Annotated in this window: 24 protein-coding genes; 9 read left to right on the forward strand and 15 right to left on the reverse strand. The window is 72.2% G+C overall.

Annotation, left to right across the window (positions count from 1 at the left end):
- Positions 1-45: 45 nt before the first annotated feature.
- The 3 genes from IZR02_RS04685 to IZR02_RS04695 are packed head-to-tail and all read left to right on the forward strand — an operon-like array spanning position 46 to position 4682.
- Positions 46-1662: an HNH endonuclease signature motif containing protein gene (locus IZR02_RS04685; RefSeq protein WP_025103850.1), complete on the forward strand. Its 1617-nt coding sequence runs from the start codon at positions 46-48 to the stop codon at positions 1660-1662.
- 48 nt (positions 1663-1710) lie between these two features.
- Positions 1711-3189 carry an aldehyde dehydrogenase family protein gene (locus IZR02_RS04690; RefSeq protein ID WP_025103851.1) on the forward strand — a complete coding sequence of 493 codons (1479 nt, stop codon included), beginning with the start codon at positions 1711-1713 and terminating at the stop codon, positions 3187-3189.
- A 26-nt stretch (positions 3190-3215) separates the two neighbouring features.
- The gene (locus IZR02_RS04695) at positions 3216-4682 is read left to right on the forward strand and encodes an FAD-dependent oxidoreductase (protein ID WP_025103852.1); all 1467 of its coding nucleotides are present in this window, start codon (positions 3216-3218) and stop codon (positions 4680-4682) included.
- Positions 4683-4748: 66 nt separating this feature from the next.
- Here the strand turns inward: IZR02_RS04695 and IZR02_RS04700 are convergent, their stop codons facing one another.
- The 5 genes from IZR02_RS04700 to IZR02_RS04720 are packed head-to-tail and all read right to left on the reverse strand — an operon-like array spanning position 4749 to position 9509.
- Positions 4749-5135, reverse strand: a complete 387-nt coding sequence (locus IZR02_RS04700) for a DUF202 domain-containing protein (protein WP_025103853.1) — start codon at positions 5133-5135, stop codon at positions 4749-4751.
- A gap of 13 nt (positions 5136-5148) precedes the next feature.
- Positions 5149-5505: a YidH family protein gene (locus IZR02_RS04705; RefSeq protein WP_025103854.1), complete on the reverse strand. Its 357-nt coding sequence runs from the start codon at positions 5503-5505 to the stop codon at positions 5149-5151.
- Between the two features lie 25 nt (positions 5506-5530).
- Entirely contained in the window at positions 5531-7174 is a 1644-nt protein-coding gene (locus IZR02_RS04710; RefSeq protein WP_025103855.1) for an amidohydrolase, read from the reverse strand.
- 1 nt (position 7175) lies between these two features.
- On the reverse strand, positions 7176-8015 hold the full coding sequence (locus tag IZR02_RS04715; RefSeq protein WP_025103856.1) for a molybdenum cofactor biosynthesis F family protein: 840 nt from the start codon (positions 8013-8015) through the stop codon (positions 7176-7178).
- A 39-nt stretch (positions 8016-8054) separates the two neighbouring features.
- A complete protein-coding gene (locus IZR02_RS04720; protein WP_025103857.1) occupies positions 8055-9509 on the reverse strand; it encodes an APC family permease in 1455 nt (484 codons plus the stop codon).
- Between the two features lie 243 nt (positions 9510-9752).
- On the opposite strand from IZR02_RS04720, the gene IZR02_RS04725 reads away from it, so the two are divergent.
- Together IZR02_RS04725 and IZR02_RS04730 are read left to right on the forward strand one after the other, a co-directional pair.
- Complete coding sequence (locus tag IZR02_RS04725; protein ID WP_025103858.1) at positions 9753-10502, forward strand: SDR family NAD(P)-dependent oxidoreductase; 750 nt, start codon at positions 9753-9755, stop codon at positions 10500-10502.
- A 53-nt stretch (positions 10503-10555) separates the two neighbouring features.
- Positions 10556-11371 carry an SDR family NAD(P)-dependent oxidoreductase gene (locus IZR02_RS04730; protein WP_025103859.1) on the forward strand — a complete coding sequence of 272 codons (816 nt, stop codon included), beginning with the start codon at positions 10556-10558 and terminating at the stop codon, positions 11369-11371.
- 7 nt (positions 11372-11378) lie between these two features.
- Here the strand turns inward: IZR02_RS04730 and IZR02_RS04735 are convergent, their stop codons facing one another.
- The gene (locus IZR02_RS04735; RefSeq protein WP_025103860.1) at positions 11379-11936 is read right to left on the reverse strand and encodes a TetR/AcrR family transcriptional regulator; all 558 of its coding nucleotides are present in this window, start codon (positions 11934-11936) and stop codon (positions 11379-11381) included.
- Between the two features lie 118 nt (positions 11937-12054).
- Between IZR02_RS04735 and IZR02_RS04740 the strand changes: the two genes are divergently transcribed.
- A complete protein-coding gene (locus IZR02_RS04740) occupies positions 12055-13089 on the forward strand; it encodes an aldo/keto reductase (protein WP_025103861.1) in 1035 nt (344 codons plus the stop codon).
- A gap of 27 nt (positions 13090-13116) precedes the next feature.
- Here IZR02_RS04740 and IZR02_RS04745 read toward each other — a convergent pair whose 3' ends face one another.
- The 8 genes from IZR02_RS04745 to IZR02_RS04780 form a co-directional block, all read right to left on the reverse strand.
- The gene (locus tag IZR02_RS04745) at positions 13117-13767 is read right to left on the reverse strand and encodes an HAD-IA family hydrolase (RefSeq protein WP_025103862.1); all 651 of its coding nucleotides are present in this window, start codon (positions 13765-13767) and stop codon (positions 13117-13119) included.
- A gap of 111 nt (positions 13768-13878) precedes the next feature.
- The gene (locus tag IZR02_RS04750; RefSeq protein WP_025103863.1) at positions 13879-14571 is read right to left on the reverse strand and encodes an ABC transporter ATP-binding protein; all 693 of its coding nucleotides are present in this window, start codon (positions 14569-14571) and stop codon (positions 13879-13881) included.
- Entirely contained in the window at positions 14568-16340 is a 1773-nt protein-coding gene (locus IZR02_RS04755; protein WP_025103864.1) for a branched-chain amino acid ABC transporter ATP-binding protein/permease, read from the reverse strand. The genes IZR02_RS04750 and IZR02_RS04755 overlap by 4 nt, the downstream gene beginning before the upstream one ends.
- On the reverse strand, positions 16327-17187 hold the full coding sequence (locus tag IZR02_RS04760) for an ABC transporter permease subunit (protein WP_025103865.1): 861 nt from the start codon (positions 17185-17187) through the stop codon (positions 16327-16329). Before IZR02_RS04760 ends, IZR02_RS04755 begins: the two co-directional genes overlap by 14 nt.
- 196 nt (positions 17188-17383) lie before the next feature.
- Positions 17384-18550: an ABC transporter substrate-binding protein gene (locus IZR02_RS04765; RefSeq protein WP_025103866.1), complete on the reverse strand. Its 1167-nt coding sequence runs from the start codon at positions 18548-18550 to the stop codon at positions 17384-17386.
- 33 nt (positions 18551-18583) lie between these two features.
- Positions 18584-19006: a nuclear transport factor 2 family protein gene (locus IZR02_RS04770; RefSeq protein WP_025103867.1), complete on the reverse strand. Its 423-nt coding sequence runs from the start codon at positions 19004-19006 to the stop codon at positions 18584-18586.
- A gap of 157 nt (positions 19007-19163) precedes the next feature.
- Positions 19164-19952, reverse strand: a complete 789-nt coding sequence (locus IZR02_RS04775) for a MoaF C-terminal domain-containing protein (protein WP_029989382.1) — start codon at positions 19950-19952, stop codon at positions 19164-19166.
- Positions 19953-20820: 868 nt separating this feature from the next.
- The gene (locus IZR02_RS04780; protein ID WP_025103869.1) at positions 20821-21777 is read right to left on the reverse strand and encodes a helix-turn-helix domain-containing protein; all 957 of its coding nucleotides are present in this window, start codon (positions 21775-21777) and stop codon (positions 20821-20823) included.
- Between the two features lie 104 nt (positions 21778-21881).
- Here IZR02_RS04780 and IZR02_RS04785 point away from each other — a divergent pair, with 104 nt between their 5' ends.
- Positions 21882-23024, forward strand: a complete 1143-nt coding sequence (locus IZR02_RS04785) for a DUF998 domain-containing protein (RefSeq protein ID WP_254385426.1) — start codon at positions 21882-21884, stop codon at positions 23022-23024.
- A 15-nt stretch (positions 23025-23039) separates the two neighbouring features.
- On the opposite strand, the gene IZR02_RS04790 is transcribed toward IZR02_RS04785, so the two are convergent.
- A complete protein-coding gene (locus IZR02_RS04790) occupies positions 23040-23897 on the reverse strand; it encodes a MurR/RpiR family transcriptional regulator (RefSeq protein ID WP_025103870.1) in 858 nt (285 codons plus the stop codon).
- A gap of 102 nt (positions 23898-23999) precedes the next feature.
- Between IZR02_RS04790 and IZR02_RS04795 the strand changes: the two genes are divergently transcribed.
- Both IZR02_RS04795 and murQ read left to right on the forward strand, forming a co-directional pair.
- The gene (locus IZR02_RS04795) at positions 24000-24890 is read left to right on the forward strand and encodes a BadF/BadG/BcrA/BcrD ATPase family protein (RefSeq protein WP_025103871.1); all 891 of its coding nucleotides are present in this window, start codon (positions 24000-24002) and stop codon (positions 24888-24890) included.
- Positions 24880-25812 carry an N-acetylmuramic acid 6-phosphate etherase gene (gene murQ, locus IZR02_RS04800; RefSeq protein ID WP_025103872.1) on the forward strand — a complete coding sequence of 311 codons (933 nt, stop codon included), beginning with the start codon at positions 24880-24882 and terminating at the stop codon, positions 25810-25812. The genes IZR02_RS04795 and murQ overlap by 11 nt, the downstream gene beginning before the upstream one ends.
- Positions 25813-25882 lie beyond the last annotated feature (70 nt).

The raw sequence follows: 25882 nt of genomic DNA on the forward strand, positions 1-25882 counted from the left end.
GTAATCGGGCCTCGCAATGTCGGTGGCCCTCTGTTGAATCGTCGTATGGAAGGCACCCCGGCAGCGGTTCTCGACGACACGGTCGTCGCTCTCGACGCCGTGCTGCGATCCGGCACCGTGGGCGCTCTCGACGCACGGGAGCTGATGGACCTGCTGCGGGTCGCGGGAGAGATCCAGCGACGCGTGGAGGCCGTGATCGTGGATGCGGTGGCGAACGCCGATCCGCGTCCGGCGGGATCGGGGGAGCCGGCCTTCTGCGGCCGGTTCGGCTGTCGCTCGATGAACGAGCTGCTGCAGCGGGTGCTCCGCACCGACGGCGCGTCCGCCGCGCGGGTGGTGAAGGCCGCGCGGTTGGTGCGACGAGAGGTCGACCTCTCCTCCGGGGAGTGGCTGCCGGCGCGGTGGCCGGCGCTGCGCGAGGCCCTCCTCGACGGGGCGCTCGGCGTGACCGGGTTGCTGGCCGCGACCGGGCCGATCGAGCAGGCAGGCCCTCGCGTGCGCCTCGCCGACCGCTGGGAGGCCGACGCGTATCTCGCGGAGGTCGCTCGTGGCGAGGAGAGTTGCGACGGTGCCGAGAACAGTGATGGCGCCGAGAACAGTGATGACGCCCAGAACGAGCCCGGGCCGGCGCCGACACCCGAGGATCTGCGGGTGCGGGCGCAGCTGATCGTGCAGTACCTCGACCCCGACGGCGCGGAGCCTGCGGAAGACATCGCGCTTCGAGCGCGGGGTGTGGTGCTGGGGCGCGCCAAGGACGGCGTGATCCCGGTCCGGGGCGCACTGCTGCCCGAGGTCGCGGGGCAGCTGCAGCGGATCTGGGACGCATATCTGAACCCGAAGGTCGATGGTCCGCCGCTTCCCGGCGTGCACTTCGTCCCGTCCGCGGAACTCGCGGATGCCGCGCAGCGGAACACGGCGGTGTCCCCGGACGACGATGTGCTCCCGGCCGGCGACCCCGGCGGGATGGTCGACGGGCGCACGCGGGCACAGAAGCAGCACGACGCGCTCGCGGCGGCTCTGGGGATCGCGGCCCGGCACGACGACATGCCACGGCTGGGCGGTGCCGCCCCGACACTCGTGGTCACGGTCGCCGCCGAGGACTATGCCACCGGGCGCGGCTGGGCGCGGGTCGAGGGTGCCGAGACGCCGGTGTCGACGCGGGTGGCCGCGCACACCGCGTGCGGAGGGACGGTCCAGCGGGTCGTGCTCGGCGCCGGCGGGAGGATCGTCGGGCTCGGGTCGAGCGACCGGATCTTCACCCCCGCGCAGCGCCGGGCGATCGGCGTGCGGGACGGTGAGTGCCTGATCCCCGGGTGTCACGTCCCCGCCGCCTGGTGCGAGATCCACCACGTCACGGAGCACGCGCACGGAGGTCCGACGCACACCGACAACGGGGTCGCGCTGTGCTGGCACCACCACCGCACACTGGACACCTCGGGGTGGCAGATCCGCATGCGAGAGGGAGTGCCGCAGGTGCGAGGGCCGGCGTGGTGGGATCCGAGGCGTCGATGGCGCACGCCGCGCCCGGCGCTTCCCGGCTCCCCGGACCGGATGGGGGCCCGCTTCGCTCACGCGGGACCGGCTCGGGAGCGCATCCTTCGCGCGGGGACATCTCCGGCGCGCTCCGCGACAAGTGCGGCGGCAAGGGCCGACCGAGAATGAGAAGAAGACCGGCGTCCGCGCCGTGACCCGCTCGAAGGAGAGACACCGATGTCCGATTCCGCCGTTCCCGTAGCCGTCGACTCCGGATCCGCCGATGCCGCGGCGTCCGCCGCTGCGGCGCTGCTCGACCGCATCCAGCCCCCGCAGGGCGAGGGGCGCGAGATCCCCGACGCCGCGACGCGGGAGGTCATCGGACGCGCTCCCGTGGCCACGGTCTCCGACCTCGACGACGCCATCGCCCGCGCGAAGGCCGCGCAGCCCGCGTGGGAGGCGCTCGGACACGAGAAGCGGAGCGCACTCCTCCTCGCCGCGGCCGACGCCATCGACGCGAACGCCGAGGGGCTCGCCTACCTCCTGTCGCGGGAGCAGGGCAAGCCGCTGAACGGCCCCAACGCGCGGTTCGAGCTCGGCGCCTGCTCGGCCTGGCTGCGCACCAACGCCACCACCGTCCTGGAGTCGCAGGTGCTCGTCGACGACGAGACGCTGCACGCCGAGCTCGTCTACAAGGCGGCCGGTGTGGTCGGCGCCATCGGGCCGTGGAACTGGCCGCTCATGATCACGATCTGGCAGATCGGCCCGTCGCTGCGCATGGGCAACACGGTCGTCGCGAAGCCCAGCGAGTACACGCCGCTGAGCGTGCTGGCGATGCTCGCCGTGATGAACGACGTGCTGCCCGCCGACGTCCTCATCGGCGTCTCCGGCGACCGCGAGGTGGGCGCCCGCCTCGCCTCGCACCCCGACATCGCCAAGATCATGTTCACCGGCTCCACCGCGACCGGGCGCCGCATCATCGAGAGCTCCGCGGGCAACCTCGCCCGCCTCACGCTGGAGCTGGGCGGCAACGACGCGGGCATCGTGCTCCCCGGCGCCGATCCCTCCGCGATCGCGGAAGACCTCTTCTGGGGTGCGTTCATCAACACCGGACAGACCTGCGCCGCCATGAAGCGCCTCTACGTGCACGACTCCGTGTACGACGAGGTCGTGGACGCGCTCGCCGCCATCGCCGCGCAGGTGCCGATGGGCAACGGGCTCGACGAGGGCAACGTGCTCGGACCGTTGCAGAACCGCCCGCAGTTCGACATCGTCAGTCGCCTGGTCGACGATGCGCGGAGCCGCGGCGCCCGGATCGTCACCGGTGGAGAGCCGGCCGCCGACCTCGGCGAGCTGTTCTACCGGCCCACCATCGTCGCCGACATCGACAACGACGCGGCGCTCGTGCAGGAGGAGCAGTTCGGTCCCGCGCTCCCCGTCATCCGGTACAGCGACGTCGACGAGGCCTTCGCGCTCGCGAACGCCCTCGACGTGGGTCTCGGCGCGTCGGTGTGGGCGAGCGACCCGGAGGAGGCCCGCGCCGTCGCTGCGCGCATGCAGTCCGGCACGGTGTGGATCAACTCGCACGGCGGGCTGCACCCGATGGTGCCGTTCGGCGGCGTGAAGAGTTCGGGCTACGGGCTGGAGTTCGGCGTCGAGGGGCTCAAGTCCGTCGCCGTCACCCAGGTCGTCTCCGGACCCGGCCGGAAGGCGTGAGCGTGGCCGCGGCGAACAGTGGCGCGGTGCGCTCCGCCATCGTCGTCGGTGCCGGCACGTCGGGAGCCATCGTCGCGCGGCGTCTCACCGACGCCGGTGTCGCGGTGACGCTCGTCGAGGCGGGCGGCTACGACACGAACCCGGCCATCCACGACCCCGCGCGGGCGGGTGAACTCTGGCACTCCGCCGAGGACTGGGACTTCTTCACCGTGCCGCAGCCGCACGCGGCCGGTCGTCGGCTGCATCTTCCTCGCGGCAAGGTCACCGGTGGGTCGCACGCGCTGAACGCCATGATCTGGGTGCGCGGCGCGGCCTCCGACTACGACGCGTGGGAGGCGGCCGGCGCGACCGGATGGGGCTGGGCCGAGGTCGAGCCGATCTACGATGCGATCGAGAACGACCTGCTGCCCGTGACCGACGACTACGCGCTCGCACCCATCCAGGCCTCGATCATCGACGCCGCCGCCGAGGAGGGGCTGCCGCGCAACCCGAACTACAACGGGGGCACGCTCGACGGGGTCTCGCAGGAGCAGGTCACGATCACGGACGGCCGCCGCGTCAACACCTGGACCGCCTATGCGCAGCCCGTCGCCGACCGGATGACGATCCTCACCGGTCGCGCCGTCCACTCCGTGATCGTGCGCGACGGTCGTGCGGTCGGCATCCGGCTGGGGGAGGGCGACGACGCCGAGGAGGTGCTCGCGGACCAGGTCATCCTCTCGGCGGGAGCACTCGGCACTCCTGTCATCCTGCTGCGCTCGGGCATCGGTCCCGCCGACGAGCTGAGTGCCCTCGGCATCCCCGTCGTGCTCGACGCCCCCGCGGTGGGGAAGAACCTGCACGACCACCTCCTCTCCCCGGTGATCTTCGCGACCGAGAAGAAGCCCGTCGGCCCGCCGCAGCCGGGGGTCTCCGTCACGCAGAGCCACCTGTTCTGGCGCAGCCGGGACGGCCTCGCGCAGCCGGACACGCAGCCCATCCACTTCTCCGTCCCGATGTGGGGAGAGCTGGAGCCGCGGGGCACCGACGGGTTCACGCTCATGGCGGGCCTGGTCACGCCGTACAGCCGCGGCGAGCTCCGCCTCACCGGTCCTGGCCTCGACGACCTGCCGCACATCGACCTGGCGGCGCTGGAGGATCAGCGTGATGCCGATGCCCTGGCCGCCTCGGTGCGCCAGTGCCGCCGCATCGGCGCACAGCCCGCGCTCGCCGAGGAGTGGGGTGCGGTCGAGGTCTACCCCGGGCCGGATGTCGCGGACGACGACGTGGAGGAGTGGGTGCGCCGCACGGCCATCACCTACCACCACCAGGTCGGCACCTGCCGCATGGGCTCCGACCCCGAGTCCGTTGTCGACCCGCAGCTCCGGGTACGCGGGATCGAGGGCCTCCGGGTGGTCGACGCCTCGGTCATGCCGACCGTGCCGACCGGCAACACCAACGCGCCCGCGGCCATGATCGGCGAACGCGGCGCGCGGTTCCTCCTCGCGGACTGAGGGAGGGCGGCGAGGGGACGCGGGGCGGTCACGGCATCTGTCGCGTTCGCCCCGCGCTCCGGCGTGTCAGCGCGTGAGCAGCGTCAGCGCCACGAGCGCGAGGGCGACGAGACCGAAGCCGGTCGCGAACACCGTCAGCGCGAGCGGGAGTCCGCCGCCGGGCAGCGGCCCGCGCGCCCGGGCGGTGAGCACCGCGGTCGTCCGGCGCTGCCGATGGCGAGCGGCGATCCAGAGCAGCGCCGCCGTGCCGACACCCAGCACGCCCGGGACGAGGCCCCACCCCTCGGCGCCGGTCGGCAGCACGAGGGGGAACACCCGCAGCGACAGCAGCGAGCCGACCGCGATCGCGAGGGCCGTGCGCCGCCAGGCCAGCTCCGTGCGCTCCGGCTGCAGCCCGGGATCGTACAGATCGGGCGCCGAGGTGTCGGGCGCGGGAGTATCGGGGGCGGTCATCGGCAGGGCTCCGTCAGCGCCACAGCACCCCGGCGAGGACGAGCAGTCCCGTCGTCACGACGACCACGGCGAGCACCACCGCCGACAGCGCGCCCGGCAGGGGCCGTCCCTGTCGGAGGGCGCGTTCCGCCCGCATCCACTCGAACCAGGCGAGCGGGGCCACGGCCGTGCCGGCGATCATCAGCAGCAGCGAGGCGGCCAGCCGGAAGCCGGGGTGCAGGTCGAGGCCGAGGACCTCGAGCGCGACGCCACCCGCGATCAGCGCCAGTCCGGTCCGGGTCCAGGCCAGGAACGTGCGCTCGTTGGCGAGGGAGAACCGGGGATCGGGCTCGTCCCCGACCCGATAGACGGAGGCGGGGAAGCGGCGCATGCGCCCATCGTACGGCGCGTCGTGTTCAGCGCTCGTGCACCGCGCGCCCGGCGAACCATGTCGAGACGACCTCGGTGTGCACGATCTCCTCCGCCGGTCCGCCGATCGCATCCCGTTCCAGGATCACGAAGTCGGCGGACTTGCCGGGGGTCAGGGAACCGGTCTCCGCGCCGAGCCCCATCGCCGTCGCGGCGTTGATCGTGAAGACCTCCAGCGCCTCCTCGGCGGAGATCGCTTGTTCCGGCCACAGCGTGCCCGCGGCCCGACCGAGCGGATCGGCGCGTGTCACCAGCCCCTGCAGGCCCTCGAGCGTGTTCGGCGACTCGCTCACCGGCCAGTCCGAGCCGCCGGCCACGAGGGCTCCGGCGTCGAGGAGGGCACGGTTGGGCTGGGAGTGCTCGGCACGCTCTCCCAGCACGTCCGCCAGCGCCTGGGGGATGACGCCCGGGTACCAGATGAACGGGGAGATGTCGGCGGAGACGTCGAGCGCCGCGAGCCGGGGGATGTCGCTCTCCGCGAGGAACTGCCCGTGCGCGATCTGCACCGGCGTCGTGAAGCCCTCCCCGCGCAGGCGCTCGGCGGCATCGAGCACGAGCCGTGCCGACCCGTCGCCGGTGCAGTGCACCTTGGCCCCGAGACCGCGGGCGGCGACGGCCCGCAGCCAGTCGGTGAGCTCGTCGAGGGTCATGGTCGTCTCGCCATGGAAGTGCGCCCCGTGCACCGGATCCGCCGGATACGGGTCGAGGAAGGAGGCGGTGCGGGCGGGCGGCACGCCGTCGAGGAAGATCTTCACGAAGTCCGGGCGATGGTGCGGCGTGCGGAACTCCTCGCCCCGGTCGAGGAGGGGAGCGCCGATGGGGTCGAACCCGAAGATCTCGTCGTTGATGAGGAGCGAGGAGACGACCCAGGCGTGCAGCTCGTCGGCGCGGTCGAGCCCGGCGAGTGCGGCGAGGATGTCGACGGAGACCCCCGCGTCCTGGAACGCCGTGATCCCGAACGAGTTCAGCAGCTCGATGCCGCGGCGCGACGCGGCGACGTGCTGCTCCGGGGTGAGTCCGCCGCTGCGGTCGTACGCCTCCTGCACCGGGATGCCCGCGGCCTCCAGGAGCACCCCGGTGGGGGTGCCGTCGTCGGGGTCGAGCACCGTCACCCCGGAGGTCGGGATGCTGTCGGCCGTGATGCCGGCGAGCTCCAGGGCCCGGGTGCTGGCCCAGCGGTTGTGCCGGGAGTCCTCCATGAGCGCCACCGGCCGTCCGCCCGCCGCCACGTCCAGCCGGCGCCGCGTGGCGGTGTTCGCCAGCGTCGGGAGCAGGGTCGTGGCCACGGCGCCGCCGACGATCCAGGCGTCCTCGGGCAGGGTCTTCGCCTTCTCCCGCACCCGGTCGAGGATCTCGTCGAGCGTGAGGGAGGGGGCGAGCGACAGTTCGAAGAGCTCGGTCCGTCCGGCGAGCGCGTGGTGGTTGTGCACGTCCACGAAGCCGGGGTAGACGGCCGCGTCGCCGACCTCGACGACCCGCGTGCGGCGGCCCCGGAACGCCTCCACGTCGGCGCGGTCGCCGACGGCGAAGATCCGTCCGTCGCGCACGGCGAAGGCCTCGGCGCGCGGACGGGCGCGGTCGGACGTGCGGATCACGGAGCCGGTGACGAGGAGGTCGGCGACGTCGGTCATGTCAGGCGTCTCCGAAGGTCGCGGGCTCGAGCGCGGGCGTGTGGTGGGTGGTCGACAGCAGGCGGCCGTGCGCGCCGAACGTGAAGTGCGTCGGCACCTCACCGGTCTCGTCCAGACCGAACAGCACGCCGTGGGAGCGGATCGCGTTCACGTCGCGGTGGTCGGCGATCGTGACCGAGGCGCACGGGATCACCTTCTCGCGCCACGCGAAGACGTAGATCCCGGGGCGCACCTCCCACACGCTGTTCTCGTCGGTGTCGGCGAGCCCGCGCTCCGGACCGGCCAGGCACTGCCACGAGTACCAGCGCGGGGAGAGGTACACGTGCTCGTAGGCGTGCTCCTCGCTGTAGACCCACTCCACGCGGCGGCCGATGAGCGTGGTCGTGGGGGCGGCCTCGGCGCCGGTGACGTCGGCGCCCTCGATGGTGCCGGGGGCGAAGTGGTGCTGCACGCGGGTGCGGCCCTGCTCGGGCGCGGGAAGGATCTCGGAGATCACCGCGAGGGAGCGTCCGTGCCGCAGGTCGACCACGAGCGAGACGGCCTCGTTCGGGAGGTAGCGGTGGTGGAACTGCACGAAGTAGAGCTCGTCGTCGACCTCGAACGCCTCGTAGTCGTCGGTGTCGGACGCCGCCTCGGTCGGGTCCTCGGCGCCGGGCTGGTACTCCCAGGCCACCGTCGAGTCGTCGAAGCGGTGGACGATGCGGGTGCCTCGGGCGTCGACGACGGCGATCTCGCGGCCGCTCAGGGCGGTGGTGTGCGGGGCCTTGTTGGCGTCGAAGCCGGGGGCGAGCCCTTCGAGCGGCAGCCAGGTGGAGGTGTCGGCGGGGTTGAGGGTCGTCATGGGGATTCCTTCCTTCGGAGAACGGGGTCGGCGCGGGCGTCAGCGGTCGCTGAACCGCTCCAGGTCGGTCGCGAGACCGTCGTAGACGGCGGGCTTGGCACGGCGGAGGTAGGCGGCGTAGACGATGCCGCCGATCAGCGCGAGCACGAGCAGCAGCGGCATCAGGCGGATCGCGAGCTCCTCGGAGCCGGCCACGATGTTGAAGTTCACGATCGCCAGGATCGAGATGGCCGCGATGCCGAGGAAGCCGATGCCCGGAGCGATGAACGTGCTCCACCACCGCGGGTCGCTCCGGCGCCGGAAGTACACGACGATCGAGATCGCCGCGAGCCCCTGCAGGATCAGCACGCTGAGGGTGCCGAAGCCGAGCATCGCGGGCACGAGCGTGACGATGGGATCGGCGCCGGCGAGGGCGAACAGGATCGCCACGATCGCCGCGAAGCCGGCCTGCACGATGCCCGCGAGCTGCGGGGCGCCGTTCGGGCGGGTGCGTGCGAGGGCCTGCGGGAGGATCTTCGCGCGGCCCAGCGAGTACAGGTAGCGGGTGGCGGAGTTGTGGAAGGCGAGCATCGCCGCGAACAGGCTCACCAGGAGCAGCACCATCATCACGGTCGTGAGCGGTCCGCCCAGGTACTGCTGCGAGAGCGAGAAGATGAGGTCGCCCGTGGGCAGGTGCTCCAGCGCCGTGGCCTGCGCCTGCGCGACGCCGGTCGCGCTCACCACGGCCCAGGTCGTGACGCCGAGGATCACGCCGATCGCGATGATCGAGGTGTAGGTCGCCCGCGGGATCGTGCGCAGCGGCTGCTTGGCCTCCTCGCTGAAGAGCGCGGTGGCCTCGAACCCGAGGAAGCCGGTCGCCGCGAGCAGCAGGCCGATGGGCAGCGAGCCGGAGAACACGGCCTCCGGGCTGAACGCGGCGACGTCGTAGCCGGTCTGCACGAGCACCGAGATGTCGAACACGACGAGCATGAGCACCTCGAGCACGAGGCACACCCCGAGCACCTTCGAGCTGAAGTCGACGCCGATCCGGGCGAGCACGAAGCAGACGACGATCGACAGCAGGCCCCAGACGAGCCAGTGCACGTCGAGCCCGGTGAGGTCGCGGATGATCGTCTGCATGAAGAAGCCGCTGGTGCCAATCGTGCCGACCACGAAGAAGTTGTAGCCGAGCGTCGCGATGAGGCCCGCGATGAGTCCGCCGGTGCGGCCGAGGCCCTTCACGACGAAGGCGTAGAAGCCTCCGGCGTTCACGAGCTGCTTCGACATCTGGGCGTAGCCGATCGCGAACAGCAGCAGGATGGCCGCGACGAGGAAGAACGACATCGGGGTGCCGCCGCCGTTGCCCAGCGCGATGGCGAGGGAGGCGACGACGACGATCCCGGTCAGCGGCGCCACGGCGGCCAGGACGAGGAAGACGATGCCCGCGACACCGAGGGCGCCGGGGCGGAGGGAGGTGCGGTGCGGCGTCGTGGGTGCGGAGGTCTGCTCTGCCACGTCGGCTCCTTTGCTCGGGTGACGGCCGTGTGGACACGGCATCGACGACGAGGGGAATCGTCGATAGAGCGAGTCTGCTCGCCGCCCCGTTCCGACGCTTGACCGTGAGCGAAGGACGATGGTGCCACCGCGCACACCCCGGCGTCGAGCGTGCGGGCCCTCCGCACCGCGGAGCAGGATGACCGGGACGACACCGCTGTCTCGTCGGCGCCGCGCGGCGCCGGGCCGCGGTCGGAGGATGCGATGGACCTGCAGCTCGACGGCACGACGGCCCTCGTCACGGGGGCTGCCTCCGGCATCGGTCGTGCCGTCGCCCGGGCGCTCGCCGCCGAGGGGGTGCGGGCCGCGCTGCTCGACCGGGACGCCGCCGCGCTCCGGGACGCGGCGGGGGAGGCCGGCATCGATCCGGTGCTGCTCGCCGCCGACGTCACGGACGAACAGCAGGTGGCCGCCGCCGTCGCCGACGGTGTCCACGCGCTGGGTGGTCTCGACGCGGTGGTCTGCTGCGCCGGGATCTCCGGCCCGGTCGGGATGCCGATCGAGGAGACCCCCCTGGAGGCGTGGAACCGCGTCCTCGCCGTCAATGTCACCGGCGCGTTCCTCGTGCTCAAGCACGCGATCCCGGCGCTCCGGGAGTCCGCCGCCGGATCCGTCGTGCTGCTCGCGAGCGACTCGGCTGTCGTGGCCTCCCCGGGCATGGCCCCCTACGCCGCGTCGAAGGCGGCGCTCGTCCAGTTCGGAAGGGCGCTCTCGGTCGACCTCGCCGGCACCGGGGTGCGGGTGAACGCGGTGTCACCGTCCATCGTCGACACCCCGATGAGCCGGGGCGACCTCGGCGCCGCGGCGTTCGACGAGCCCGCCTTCCCCGTGCAGAGCGCCGACGAGGTCGCCGTGCACGTCGCCTACCTCCTCTCCCCGCGGAGCCGGGCGGTCAACGGCACCACCCTCCTCAGCGACTTCGGGTACACCGCCCGGTCGGGATTCCCCGCCTGACGCACCCGCGTCCGGCCCCACCGCGCACGCGCGCAGAACACACAGGAGCACACATGGCAACCGTGGTCGGATCGAGCGTCTCCGGACGCGTCGTCGTCATCACCGGAGGCGGCACGGGCATCGGCGCGGCGGTCGCGGAGCGGTTCGCCGCCGAAGGGGCGCACGTCGTCGTGGTGGGCCGCCGCCCCGAGCCGCTGCACGAGGTCGAGCGGGCCGTCGGGGCCTTCCCCGTCGTCGCGGACGCGGCGGACACCGCGTCGGCACAGGCCGCGATCGCCGAGATCCTCGCGCGGTTCGGCCGCATCGACGTCCTCGTCGCGAACGCCGGGGGACACGGGTTCTCCCCGGTCGCCGAGACCGACGACGCGAGCTGGGACGCCGCGATCGGTGCCAACCTCACCACCGCGTTCGTGATGGCGCGGGAGGCCTTGCCGGCGCTGATCGAGGCCAAGGGGCAGGTGGTGGTCGTCTCCTCGCTGGCCGGGCTCTTCGCGGGACCGTCGGTGGCCGGATACACGGTCGGCAAGCACGCCCTCATCGGCCTCACCCGGACGCTCGCGCGCGACTACGGGCGCCACGGCGTGCGCGTCAACGCGATCTGCCCCGGGTGGGTGCAGACGCCGATGGCCGACGAGGAGATGGACGAGTTCGCGGCGCACGCCGGTCTCGGCTCCCGCGAGGAGGGGTACGCGACGGTCACCGCCGACGTGCCGCTGCGCCGCCCGGCGCGGCCCGCCGAGATCGCCTCCGTCGTGCGGTTCCTCGGGTCGGGGGAGTCGTCGTACATCACCGGCGCCGTGATCGTGGCGGACGGCGGGTCCCACGTGGTCGACGTGCCGACCATCGCCTTCGACCACGCCGGAATGTAGCGCCGGGTTAGGGGCGGGCGGCGGCCGTCGCGCGGTAGCGGAGTCCGTCCACGAGCAGTCCGACCAGGGTCAGGCTCTGCTCCTCCGACCCTGCGGACTGGCAGAGGTTCGCCGCGGCGTAGAGCAGCTGCGTGGCGTCGACGTCGGCGCGGATGGTCCCGGCCGCTTCGGCGGCGCGCAGCAGGCCGTCGAGGGCGCCCCCGAGATGAGCCGTGAAGTACGCCGGCAGTGCCTCGAAGGCGGGGTCGCCGGAGTGCAGGGCAGCGGCGAGCCCCCGCTTGGTCGCGATGAACTGCGTGAACCGCTGCAGCCAGAGGGCGAGCGCCTCGTCGGGCGCGTGCGCGGCGGCGAGCTCGGCGGCCGCCTGCTCCGTGGCATCCACGGCGGTGCGGAAGACGGCCACCACCAGATCCGAGCGCTGCGGGAATCGTCGGTACAACGTGCCCACCCCGACGCCGGCGCGGTCCGCGATCGCTCTCGCGGGTGCATCGACCCCGTCGGTGGCGAAGACCTCGCGCGCGGCGTCGATGAGGGCGTCGGTGTTGCGGCGGGCGTCGGCGCGCATGGATCCTCCGGGGGTTGCATAAACGGAACAGCGTTCCGTATGCTTCCGGAAGAGCGTTCCGCTTCGGTCAACGATAGGACACCGGACGACGGGATGCCAGCCACGAAAGGAACCGCTCATGCACTACCGCACCCTCGGCCGCACCGGCATCCGGGTCAGCCCCTTCGCGCTCGGCGCGATGATGCTCGGCACCGACGGCCGCATCGGCAACGGCGACGAACAGGACTCGATCCGGATCGTCCACCGGGCCCTCGACGCGGGCATCAACATCATCGACACCGCCGATCGGTACTCGCAGGGCGGGTCCGAGGAGCTCCTCGGCAAAGCGCTCGTCGGGCGCCGCGACGACGTCGTGCTCGCCACGAAGTTCAACGGGCCGATGGGAGACGACCCCAACCGCCGGGGCAACTCCCGCCGCTGGATCATGCGCGCCGTCGAGGACTCGCTCCGTCGGCTCCGCACCGACCACATCGATCTCTACCAGGCGCACCGTCCCGATGACAGCGTCGACCTCGAGGAGACGCTCTCCGCCCTGACCGACCTCGTCCGCAGCGGCAAGGTCCGCGCGATCGGCAGCTCCGACTTCCCGGCCTCGATGCAGGTCGAGGCGCAGTGGACGTCCGAGCGCCGCGGGCTCGAGCGCTTCCGGACGGAGCAGCCGACGTATTCGATCCTCAACCGCGGCATCGAACGCGAGGTCCTCCCGGTCGCGCAGCGCTACGGCCTGGGGACGCTGGTCTGGAGCCCGCTCGCCGGCGGCATGCTGACCGGGCGGTTCCGGAAGGGACAGCAGACCGATCTCGCCAGGGCGACCATGTTCCGACACAACCAGGACGAGCGCCGGATCGACGCGGTGGAGCAGATCGTCGCCCTGTCCGAGGAGAGCGGCATCCGGATGACGCACCTCGCGATGGCCTTCGCGATCGCGCATCCCGGCGTGACCAGCGCGCTGATCGGGCCGCGGTCGATGGAGCAGCTCGACGACCTGCTGGAGGGCGTCGACGTGGCGCTGAGCGACGAGCTGCTCGACCGCATCGACGAGATCGTCCCGCCGGGCTCCGATGTCGGTCGTCTCGATCAGCAGTACAACCCGCCCGCGGTGCTCGAGCCGGTGCTCCGCCGGCGTCCGGCCGCCGACCGCTCCGCCGCCTAGTCGGCGGGGTCGTTCGGGCCCCGCGCGTCAGTCGATGCGGAGCTCGAAGCCCTCGTCGGTCGGGACCACGGCGACGTGCGTGAGGTCGTCGACGTGCACGGTCGGGGCGTGGGCGCCGGCGTGCGGACCGATTCCGATCACGCGCATGCCCGCCGCGTGGGCGGCCTGGATGCCGGCGCCGGAGTCCTCGAACACGACGCAGTCCGCGGGGTCGATGCCGAGGGTGCGGGCGGCGAGGAGGAAGCCCTCCGGATCGGGCTTGGAGGCCGAGACGTTCTCCGCCGTGACGGCGAGCTCGGGGACCGTGAGCCCGGCCTGGCCCATCCGCGCGGTCATGAGCGCGACGTTGGCCGAGGTGACCACCGCGTGCGGGAACGGCTGCAGCGCGGCGAGCAGGTCCTCGGCGCCCGGGATGCCGATCACACCGTCCACGTCGGAGGCCTCGGTCGCGAGCATGACCTCGTTCTCGCGGAGGTTGATCGCGTGGTCGCGCTCGGGGAGCAGGATCGCCATGCTCTGGTGCCCCTGGCGCCCGTGGACGGTGCGGAGCACGGTCTCCGGGTCGATCCCGTGCGGCTCCGCCCAGGCGAGCCAGAGGCGCTCCACGACGGCGGTCGAGTCGACGAGGGTCCCGTCCATGTCGAGGAGGGCGGCGCGCGCCTGGAGGATCTCGGTCACTCCCTCAGGCTAACCCCCACGCCGCCGACCCACCCCCTTTCGTGCGCCCCGGCCCCCTGCGCACGTACGCAAGGGGCCGGGAGGAACGCAACGGGGTGGGTCGACGGGGAGTCAGCCCCCGAGGTAGGCGCGGTGGAGGAGGGCGGGATCGTCTTGGAGGGCCTGCGGCGCACCCTGGAACGACACACGGCCGCCGGCGACGACCACCGCCTCCTGCGCGAGACCGAGTGCGAGTTGCGTGAACTGCTCCACCAGCAGCACCGCGACCCCGGACTCCGCGATCGACGACACGATCGGCATCAGGCGCAGGAACACCACCGGCGCGAGACCCAGGGACATCTCGTCGATGAGCAGCACCCGGGGCTTCGCCGCGAACGCCCGAGCCAGCACCACCATCTGCTGCTCCCCACCCGACAGCAGCGCCGTGGGGGAGTCGATGCGCTTCTCCAGCTCCGGGAACTGCGCGAGCACGGCCTCGATCTCCCCGGCGGTGCGCGCCGTGAGGGAGAGGTTCTCGCGCACGGTCAACGACGGGAACACGGCCCGCCCCTGCTCGATGTGCACGATCCCGCGCCGGGCCCGCGCCACGCGGGAGAGCCGGTCGATCGGCTCCCCGTCCAGCAGGATCGACCCCGCCGAGTGCGGCGTCACGCCGGACACGGCCTCGATCAGGCTCGTCTTGCCCGCCCCGTTGGGGCCGACCAGGGCCAGGACCTCGCCGCCGGCGACCCGCAGCGAGACGTCCGAGATGACAGGCCCGGCGCCGCGGCTCACCGTGACGCCGTCGAGCACCAGTGCGCTCATTTCAGCAGCTCCGTCTCTCCCATGTACGCCTTGACGACGTCGGGGTTCGCGAGGACCTCCGCCTGCGGGCCGCTCGCCAGGACGCGGCCGAAGTCGAGGACCGTGAGGGTCGGGCACACCGAGCGGACCAGATCCAGGTCGTGCTCGATGATGATGAGGGCCACGCCGTAGCGCCCGGGAAGTTCGCGGAGGCGAGCAGCGAGCGCCAGATGCTCCTCGTGCGAGAGGCCGGCGGCGGGCTCGTCGAGGATGAGCAGGCGCGGGCGGGCGGCGACGTTCGCCGCGACCTCCACGAGCCGCCGGGTGCCGACGTCGACGCTCGAGAGGCGCGCCCGGGCCGGCGGGCACCCGAAGAACGCGAGGACCTCGTCGATGTCCGCCGCGGCGAGCCGCCGTCTGGCCACGAAGCGCACGTAGCCACCCACGGTCAGCGCCGGAGGCACGCGGTCCTGCTGGAAGGTCCGTCGCAGTCCGAGTCGCGCGCGCCGGGTGGGGGAGAGCCCGGCGAGGTCGCGGTCGCCGAGGAGCACGCGGCCCTCGTGCTGGGGGAGGAAGCCGCTGATGGCGTCGACGAAGGTCGACTTCCCGGCGCCGTTCGGACCGATGAGCCCCATGATCGAGGCGGCGGGCACCGTGAACGAGACGTCGTCGAGGGCCTTGAGCGCCCCGAACTGCACGGTCAGGCCGTCGACCGTGAGCACCGGGGCGCCGTCGAGGGCCGCCTCGTCGACGGTGGCCGTCGTGGTCGTGGTGATCGCCGTCGCCTCGGTCCCCGCGTCGGGCGGGAGCGCCGTGAGCTCTGCGGTGGCCGTGCGCCGGTCGGCCCGTCGGTACAGGAGGTTGCGGATGCCCTGGCCGAGGTTCGTGCCGCTCGTGAGCGCCTGCACCCCCAGCACGCCGAACACGACGAAGCCCCAGTCCTGCGGCACGCCCCAGCGCTTGAGCAGCTCCGGCACGAGCACCCAGAGCAGTCCGCCGAAGATGGCCATATCGATGAGGTGCGCGCCGGACATGATGGCCAGCACGTACAGGGCGAGGGACTGCAGCGGTGTGAAGCTCGAGGCGAAGGGGAGCTGCACCTGACCGGCGAGCAGCCCACCGGAGATGCCGCCGAGGGCCGCCGACACCGCGAACGCCGTGAGCTTCGCGGTGCGCACGCTCTGCCCGGCCGCGGCCGTGCCCCGCTCGGAGAACGCGACGGCCTTCCAGCTCGCGCCCCACCGTCCGCGCTGCAGGAAGAACACCGCCAGACCGCAGACGGCGAGCACGACGATGGAGAGGAAGAAGAACTCCCGGTCGCTCCCGAACAGCGCCGGGCGCTCGATCGCGATGCCGTCCGCGGAGCCGGGGAACTGGATCTGCACGAGCGTGACGTCGGCCGCCGCGGCGAAGCCGAGCGTCACCACCGCGAGGTTCACCCCGCGCAGCCGCAGGGCGGGGAGCCCGACGAGGATGCCGACGAGTCCGGCCGCGACACCGCCGAGCACGAGCCAGACGAGGAAGCCGCCCGGCGCCTGCATCACGTTCAGCAGCGAGACGATCCACGCCCCGACCGCGGCGAACGTGAGCTGGCAGAGGGCGATCATGCCGGCCGAGCCGGTGACGATGCCGAGGCCGAGGATCGCGATCGCGGCCGTGACGGCGCTGATCGCGAGGAAGACGAAGTAGCCGGGAAGGGCGGCGCTGAGGAGCGCGCCGACGCCGATGCCGACGACGGCGACGGCGAACGGCCAGGTGATCCGGAACCAGGGGCGGTCAGCGAGCGGCATCCCACACCTCCTTGCGTTGCGTCCACAGCAACAGGACGACGATGAACAGGAACGGCAGGAAGTTGCGCACGAGCGCCACTTCGTCGATCTGCGCGACGAGTCCGCCGAGGACGCCGAGGAGCAGCCCGCCGACGACGGCGAGGTCGAGCCGGCGGAAGCCGCCGAGGAGCGCGGCCGCCGCGGCGGGGACGATGAGCATGGACAGGCTCGTGGCGTCGTTCGACTGCGAGGGCGCGACGATGATGATCGCGATGGCGCTGATGATCCCGGTGACGAACCAGACGGCGATCGACAGCGGCCGGGAGCGGATGCCGAGCAACTCCGCCGTGGTCGGCCGCTCCGACAGCGCGCGCAGCTGGGTGCCGACCCGGGTGCGGCGCAGCACGATGCGGACGGCGACGGCGGTGACGACGGCCATCGCCACCGTCGCGACGGTGACCTGGCTGATCACCACGCCGCCGAAGGAGAACGCGGGGCCGGCGATGATCGGGGTGAAGGGCTGCGGCTTGTTGCCGAACAGGATGAACGACAGCGAGATGAGCAGGAGGAGCGGGCCGACCGTCATGGCAGAGCGGGTCGTCGTCGAGGCCTCCGACAGCCAGGTCGCGGCGATGAACCCGATGGCCGCGGCGAGCACGCCCGCGACGAGGACGCCGAGGATCGAGCCCAGCCAGATGGGCAGCCCGATCTCGCGGACGAACCACACGGCGGTGAACGCGCCGAACATGCCGGTCGCGGCCTGGGCGAAGTTCACCACGCGCACGAGGCGCGACATGAGGGTGAGGCAGACGCCGAGGACGGCGTAGAGGCCGCCGGCGGCGAGACCGGCGATGGCGCCTTGGAGCATGAGGCGTCCTTTCTGGTGAGGGGGAGGGCCCTTCGACAGGCTCAGGGACCCAGATGTGGGTCGCTGAGCCTGTCGAAGCGCGGGGACCCCGGGTGGGTCGCTGAGCCTGTCGAAGCGCGGGGACCCCGGGTGGGTCGCTGAGCCTGTCGAAGCGCGGGGAACCCGGGTGGGTCGCTGAGCCTGTCGAAGCGCGGGGCTATTCGCCGATCCGGAGCCAGTCGTCGGCGACCTTCTCCCAGGCGTTCGTGCCCGACTTCAGGATGATCGGCCAGCCCGCGGTGTTCTGAGTGCCGAAGGCGTAGGGCGTGCCCACCATCGGGTTCTCGATCGGGTCCATGCCCTTCAGCGCCTCGGAGACGCTCTCCCGGGTGATGTCGCCGTCGATGCTCTTCAGCACCTCGATGAAGTACGTCGCCGCGAGGTAGCCGCCCTGGCTGAACGAGGTGAGCGGGATGTCGTTCTCCTCCATCAGCGCCCGCCAGTCCGCGTTGATGTCGCTGTCGTCCGTGAACGGGTAGAACTCGGCGGGGACGTAGATGCCGGCGCCCGCGTCGTCGATCGCGTCGGCGAAGTTCTCGCTGTAGACGCTCGTGAGGTAGAGCCAGGTCACGTCGTCCCAGCCCTGTGCGTTCGCGGCCTTGACCTGTCCGATCGCGTCGGGCTCGACGGGGTTGATCGCGAGGGCCTTGCAGCCCTGGTCGCGCGCCTTGACGATGTAGGGCGTGTAGTCGGAGGCGCCGTACGGCACGGTGTCGTCGACGTACTTCGGCTCCTTGCCCGTGATCTCGGTCCAGGTGTCGATCGCGGCCTGGTAGGTCGGACGGGTCGAGCCGGCGATCTCCAGCAGGATGCAGATGTCGTCGAGTCCGAGCACCTCGGAGCCGTACTGCAGCGTGAGGGTCATGTCGTTGAACGGGCCGACGTTCGCCGGCGAGATGTTCTCGCTGTCGAAGCAGCCCGTGTCGACGCCGATGCCGGGCACCGAGAGGATGCCCTCCTGCTCGTAGTACTTCGCGTTGATCTCGCACTCGATGAGGCTCGCGGAGCCCACGAGTGCGACGGCTTCGTCGCTGCCAACGATCTCCCGCGCCGAGGCGGTGGCCGTGGCGGGGTCGCCCTTGTCGTCGAGCATCTTGTACTCGATCTTCCGGCCGTCCAGGCCGCCATCCTCGTTGAACGCGTCGAAGACGGCGGCGGCCGCCTGCGACGCTTCCGGGAACGTCGCCGGGCCGCTGATCGTGTTCACGGAGCCGACGACGATGGGGGCGCCGTCGCCCCCGGCTCCGTCGCCACCGGCGCAGCCGGCGAGAGCGAGGGCGGCCACGGCGATGACCGCCGCGGTGCCGGATGCTCGTCTGTTCATGTGCTTCCTGCCTCTCCTGTTCGGGTCGTGCTGTCAGCTCGAAGGCTGGGTGTCGGTGCTCGTCGACGGCGCGCGCAGGGCGCGGTTCACGAGCTCCGTGTCGGTGAACTGCTCGAAGGCGACGATCTCGCCGCCCGCCACGCGCCAGACGTGGGCCACCCGGGCGGCGAAGAACCGCCCGGTGCGCTTGTAGGTGCCGGAGTAGGTGCCGATGCCGACCACGACGTCGCCGCCGTCGACGACCTCGTCGATCGCGACGGTGTAGTCGTCCCACTCCTCCTGGATGCGGCCGAAGACGTTCTCGGCGACCGCGTCCGGGCCGATGTAGGTCCCGGCGTAGGGGAACCCGGCGGCCTCCGTCCACTCGATGTCGGCCGCGAAGGGCGCGAGCATGCCGTCCAGGTCGCCGCGGTCGTTGGCGGCGTAGTGCTCGCGGATGAGGTCTGCGTTGCTCATGTGCTCTCTTTCGTTCCGGGTCCCCGAGCCCGTCGAGGGTGGGTCCCTGAGCCTGTCGAAGGGTGGGTCCCTGAGCCTGTCGAAGCTGGGTCCCTGAGCCTGTCGAAGGGTGGGTCCCTGAGCCCGTCGAAGCTGGGTCCCTGAGCCTGTCGAAGGGTCAGACGGGCTGCGCGTCCGGGTAGGCGACGGCGCCCAGGGGGTAGATGTGCCCGCCGGCGCGGGAGTGCTCGGACTCGCCGTCGCCGTTGAGTCCGAGGAAGATCCCCGTCGTCATGAGCTGGTAGCCGAGGTCGTGGAGCCAGACGCTCGCCACCGCGATCCGGAACTCGCGGAAGCAGAACAGGTAGAGGCCGTCCGCGAACTTCCACACCGTGGAGAGGTCCATGTCGCCGTGACCGCGCTGGACGCCCTCGAGGCACTGCCACGCGTAGCGCTGGCTGGAGACGTAGACGTGCTCGTACAGGTGGTGGGGGCTGTAGCGGTAGATGTTCCGCTTGCCGATGAGGTCGCGGCTCGGACCGGGGACCTCTCCGGTCGCGGGGCCGGCGTCGGTGGTCGCGGCCCAGAAGTCCTGCCCGACCTGCGGCGTGCCCTCGACGGCCTCCGCCGCGATGCGGGAGCGGATGACGGTGGCGCGGTGGGTCGTGGTGGAGAAGACGACGGTGAGGGCTTCGCGCTCGCGGGTCTCGAAGGGGATGTTCACGAAGACGACGTCGTCGCGCACGCGGACCGCGTCGTACGGGTCGCGTCCCGAGGAGCCCAGTCCCTCCCAGGTCACGGAGTCCTCGTCGAAGCGGAGCGCGAGCGTGGTGTCGTCATCGAGGGTGAGCGAGAGCGCGGTTCCGGCGAGCGTCGTGCTCGGCAGGCGGAAGGTGTCGATGCCCGCGGCGAACTCGTCGTACGTGCGCCATTCGTCCAGAGCGGGGTCGGTGGAGATGTCGGTCATGAGGGTCCTGACGTCGCACACGGCGGGGCCTCGTCGCCCCGGGCACCGCGTCGTCGCGATGCGCTTGCCTCATGCTCCGGCCGGCCCGGGGGAGCCCTCAAGCGCGCGGAGTCCATCCCGCACCGACAGTCAACCGGCGTGCCCTCCCGGGCAAGTCCCGCCCTCGCGGAGCTTCGCCCTCCCGGTTCCGTCCCCCGAATCCGCCCCTGGCCCCCGTGCGGGATTAAAAGCGCCCCTGCCGCGCCCAACGGCGGCCCGTTCCTGATCCCGCACCGGTGTGTCCCACCGGCCGCCGCCCCGGTGCGGGACGGAAACCGCCCCTGCCGGACGCGTTTGGGGTGCGTTCCTGATCCCGCACGGGCGTCCCGCCTGCGGCCACCCCGGTGCGGGACGGGAAAACGCCCCTCCCGGACGCGGATGGGGCGCGTTTCTGATCCCGCACGCGGGAGTCAGTCGTGTCCTCTGGCGCGCGGGAGTCGCGCCCTCCCGCGCACGGCGTGCCTTTCATCGGAGCGGGATCGAAAACGCCCCTGCCGGACGTGTGTGGAGTGCGTTTCTGATCCCGCACCGGCGTCCCGCCTGCGGCCGCTCCGGTGCGGGACGGGAAACGCCCCTGCCGGACGCGTGTGCGGCCCGTTCCTGATCCCGCACCCGAACGCGGTGTACCTCTGGTGCACGGGAGTCGTGCCCTTCCGTGCAGGGCGTGCCGCTCGTCGGTGCGGGGTCGAAACTGCACCTGCCAATGGCGTCTGGGGTGCGTTCTTGATCCCGCGCGCGGGGCGGGGGATGGTGCGGGATCAGGAACGTGCGCGGGGCGGGCGCTGGCGGGGCGGTTTTGATCCCGCGCGCGACGGGAGGAACGACGGGGTCAGTGGGTGGCGCGGTACTCGCTGGGGGAGACGCCGAAGGCGGTCTTGAACGCACGGCTGAAATGCGCGGCGTCGACGAAGCCCCAGCGCGCGGCGATCGCGGCGACGGGGCGGTCGGCGAGCATCGGGTCGAGGAGGTCGCGGCGGCACTGCTCAAGGCGGCGGGTGCGGATCCACGTCGACACGGTCACCCCCTGCTCCTGGAACAGACCGTGCAGGTGGCGGGTGGAGATGAAGTGCGCGGCGGCGATGGAGGCCGGACCGAGGTCGGTGGAGGCGAGGTTGCGGTCGATGTGCGCACGGATCCGCTGCATGAGGGCGCGGTGCGGGTCGGCGGAGGCCTGGTCGAGACCGAGCTCCCGTGTGAACACGGTGGTCACGAGGTCGAGGGCGCTGTGCGCGAGCCGGGCCCCCGTCGTGCCGGCGAGCTCGTCGAGGTTCCCGGCGAGCTGCGTCAGGTACGGCACGACCATGCCGCCCAGCCCCTCCTGCCCGGAGATGCGGACGGCCGTGAGCTGCCCGATCATGTCCGCGGGCAGGCTGATGAGGTGCTTCGGGAACATGACCACCATGGTGCGGAAGTCCTGATCGAAGACGAGGGAGTACGGCCGATCGGTGTCGTAGACGGCGAGGTCGCCCGGCTGCAGCACGGCCTCGCGGTCGTCCTGGATGAGCAGCCCGGTCCCGGCGAGCATCAGGCTCACCTTGAAGTACGAGCGGTCGCCGCGGGCGATGAGCTCGGTGGTGCGCTCGACGACGTGCGAGGTCGCGCGGATGTCGTTGACGTGGACCTCGTCGACGGCGGCACCGCGGATCACGCCGCGGAACTGGTCGGCGCCCGCGGAGGACACCTGCAGGGGGACGAACGACTCGGAGACGGCGGCGCGGAACTCGCTGATGTTGCGCGCGACGAGGGTCGACACCGATTCGGCGGGGGTGGTGAGGGCACCGTTCATGACTGATCACCTCGGGCTGGTGGGAACGACGACGTTGTATACGATCCGTTCCGCGATGCTACCACCGGCGACGGCCGCGCGGGGTGCCGTCTAGGATGTGGTCCGTGAACGGCGGGATGATGTCGACGGTGGGGCAGCGGATCCGGCACGTGCTCCGTCAGGTGCGTGGACCCGCCACCTCGGACGCGGTGTTCGAGGCGACGGCGCTGATCGTCGGCGCGGCGTTCCTGCTCGTGGGATTCGTCGTGGCCCTGCCGGTGTTCTGGGGGCACCAGCTCTCGATCAGCGGCACCGGATCGATCGGCATGTTCGCGGCGTACGGCGGTGCGATCGCGGCCGCGCTCGCCTTCGCTCTGGGGCGCCTCGCCGTGCGGGCCCCGGAGCCCGACCCGTCGGTCGCGAGGGACGGATTCGCGGTTCCCGGCGACCGGCTCCGCTGGTACGACCTCGCCGCCATCGCGTTCGCGCACGCCGCGATCGCCTACCTCGGCTGGCTCGGCATCGCGCAGCTCCTGGAGCAGAGCTTCGTCGACGCCCCGGTCTTCCCGTTCCCCGGGGCGATCCTCGTCGCGGTGGCCTTCGCACTCACCGGCTACGTCGCCTTCCTCAGCGCCGTCGCACTGACGCCGACCGTGCTGTCGCTGGTGCTGGCGGTGTTCCTCGTCGTGGGTGCGTTCGCGGCGATGCTGGCGTCGAGCGACGTGCACTGGTGGCGCGACAACCTGTCCGCGCTGGGCATGAGCAGCAACAGCGCCTCGGTGGCCTTCAACGTGACCCTCATCATCGCGGGGATCATGGTGACGACCATCTCCCGCTATGCGACCGCGGGGCTGGCCGTCGACGACCCGGTCGACCGCCGCGGCCGGACGATCGTGCGCGGGGGCCTCATCCTCATGGGGATCTTCCTCGCGTGCGTGGGCATCTTCCCGGTGGACGAGTTCTTCGGCCTGCACAACACGGTCGCGACGGGCATGGCGGTGGTGTTCGCGGTGATCGTCGTCGGCCTGCCGTGGTTCGTGCGCAGCATCCCGCGGGTGTTCGTGGGACTCGGCTGGGCGTACGTGCTGGTCATCGTGCTGCTGGGGGCGTTCTTCGCGGTCGGCTACTACAACCTCACGGCGGTCGAGCTCATCGCGGCCGTGCTGATCTTCAGCTGGATCATCGTGTTCCTGCGCACCGCCGGCACGATGGGACCCTCCACGACGCGCGCGGATGCCCGTGCCACCCCGGAGTCGGCGCTCGACTGACGGGGCGAGGCGTCGTCAGTCGCGGAGGAGGCGCGTCGCCTGACGCGTGCGCTGCAGGGCGTCGACGGTCTCGGCGTACCGGCGCTTGGCGACGCCGATGAACAGGCAGTCCACGAGGGCGAGCTGGGCGATCCGGCTCACCATCGCCCCGGCGCGGAAGGTCGACTCGCGCACCTCGGTGAACAGGGCGTGGTCGGCGACCTGGGCGAGCGGGGAGTCCTTCACGGAGGTGACGGCCACCGTCGTCGCGCCGTTGGCGACGGCGGCTTCGAGGAACCGCACCGTCTCGATGGTCGACCCGGCGTGCGAGAACCCGATAGCGACGGTCGTGCCCACGGGGAGCACGGCGGCGGCGATCGCCTCGTGGGGGTCGGAGAGGACGTGGGCGTTGCGGCCGACGCGGAGCAGCTTGTGCGCGAGGTCCTCCGCGACGAACTGGCTGGCGCCGATGCCGTACAGAAGGATGCGGTCGGCGCCGTCGATGGCCGCGACCGCCGCCGTCAGCACGGCGAAGTCGAGCTGTCCGACGGTCTCCTCGATCGCGAGGAGTTCCAGGGCGGCGAGCTTGGAGACGGCCTCCTCCAGGGAGTCCTCGTCGGAGATCTCGGAGCCGTAGGCGCCGCGGGCGGAGAACTGGGCGGCCTCCTTGCCGAGCTCGGTGGCCAGGGCCATGCGCAGCGGCGCGTATCCGGTGAAGCCGATCGCCCGACAGAATCGGACGACGGACGCGACCGAGGTGTGGCACTCCGTCGCGAGCTCGCTGATCGTCTTGTCGATCACGAGGCTCGGGTTCTCCCGCACGGCGGCCGCGACGCGGGCCAGGGACGGGGGCAGGGTCGCAGCGGCGGCTTCGATCGTCGACTGGATGCTCACGGTATCCTCCGGAACGGCGGAACGGGATGGTAAATTCTTTTCAGCGAGTTTACGTGTTGTGTAGTCGCTTTTCTTTCTTTCCGCCGGATCCGAGGAGTGCCGATGAGCGAGACGACCGCCACCGTCGACCTCGGCAAGTCCCGCTGCCGCCTCGTCGTGCACGGCGCGACGGCTGGGGAGCGCTCCGGGCTCGGAGCCCCGGGCCTCGCCGCGGCGGGCGGAGTGGAAGCGGCGCTCACCGCGATTCTCCCGCTGCTCGACGACGTCGGGCGCATCGACACGCTCGGCGTGGGGGCGGCCGGCGCCTGGTTCGCCCCGGAGGCGGCCGCGGAACTCGCCGCCGCGCTCGCCGCACGGACCGGCGCACGCGTGGCCGTGGCGTCGGACGTGGTCACCGCCCATGCGGGCGCCCTCGACGGCGCGGCCGGCGTGCTGCTCATCGCCGGCACCGGAGCCGTGGCGCTGGGCGTCGACCCCTCCGGAGCGCGTCTGGTCGACGGCTGGGGCCCCGAGCTGGGCGACTTCGGCAGCGGATCCTGGCTCGGCCGGGAGGCGTTGCGCGCCGTGCTCCGTGCCCACGACGGGCTGGCCGCGCCCACCGCTCTCACCGCGGCGCTCGCCGCCCCCGTCGGCCCGCCCTCGGCCGTCCAGGCCTGGCTCGCCGCCGACGGAGCCCTCGCCCGCCGCCTCGCGACCCTCGCGCCCCTCGTGCTCGCCGCGGCCGCAGACGGCGACGCGGTCGCCATCGGGATCGTGGACGAGGCCGTCCGGCTCCTCGCGGCGACGACCGCTGCGGCCGCCGGCGCGACAGCGGACGTCGTGTTGCACGGCGGCCTCACCGACCACGACGGCTTCCGCGCCACCCTGACCCGCGCCCTGGAGACGAGCGGCCACCGCGTCGTCCGCGCGCGAGGCGGCGCCATGGACGGGGCCCTGCTGCTGACCCGTCGCCTCGACCTCCCCCATGAAAGGTTCGTGCACCGTGCCGAATGACCCCCGTTTGACCACCCTCCTCGCCGAGCTCGCGGGCCTCGACACCGAGGCCTCCACCACCGAGCGCGGCGACCTCGACCTGCTGAGCACGACCGAGCTCGTCGAGCGCATGAACGCCGAGGACCGGCGCGTGCCCGAGGCCGTGGCCGGTCGCGCGGCGGAGATCGCGGCGGCGGTGGACGGCATCACGGAGCGGTTCCGCCGCGGCGGTCGCCTCATCTACATCGGTGCGGGCACGGCCGGCCGCATCGGCGTGCTGGACGCGAGCGAGTGCCCGCCCACCTTCGGCACCGACCCGTCGATGGTCGTGGGGCTCATCGCGGGCGGGGAGACGGCCATCCGCTCGGCGGTGGAGAACGCGGAGGACGACGACGAGGCCGCGGCCCTCGCTCTGCGCGACCTCGACCTCACCGACCTGGACACGGTGGTGGGGATCTCGGCATCCGGCCGCACGCCCTACGTCATCGGCGGGCTGCGGTACGCCCGGGGCCTCGGCGCGCTCACGGTGGCGATCGCGTCGAACGCCGGGTCGGCGATCGGCGCGGAGGCCGAGATCGCGATCGAGGTCGTCACGGGGCCGGAGTTCATCTCGGGCTCCACGCGGCTGAAGTCCGGCACGGCGCAGAAGCTCGTCGTGAACATGCTGACGACGCTCTCGATGATCAAGCTCGGCAAGACGTACCGCGGGGTCATGGTCGACCTGCTGGCGACGAACGAGAAGCTGCACGCCCGCTCGATCCGCACGGTGTCGCAGCTCGCGGGCGTCGACGTCGACGCCGCGTCCTCCGCGCTGGAGGCCGCGGACGGCTCCGTCAAGCTCGCGCTGCTCCTGCTCGCGACCGGAGCGTCCGCCGAGACCGCCGCGGCGGCACTGGCGGACGCCGACGGCATCCTTCGCGACGCGATCGCCGCCCTCACCTGAGTCGGTCGTCGCTCTCCCCGCGGTGGGGGATGCGAAAAGCTCCTGCCCGGAACGATCGGGGCACCTTTTC

The sequence above is a fragment of the Microbacterium paraoxydans genome (genome assembly GCF_019056515.1).
GTDB lineage: Bacteria > Actinomycetota > Actinomycetes > Actinomycetales > Microbacteriaceae > Microbacterium.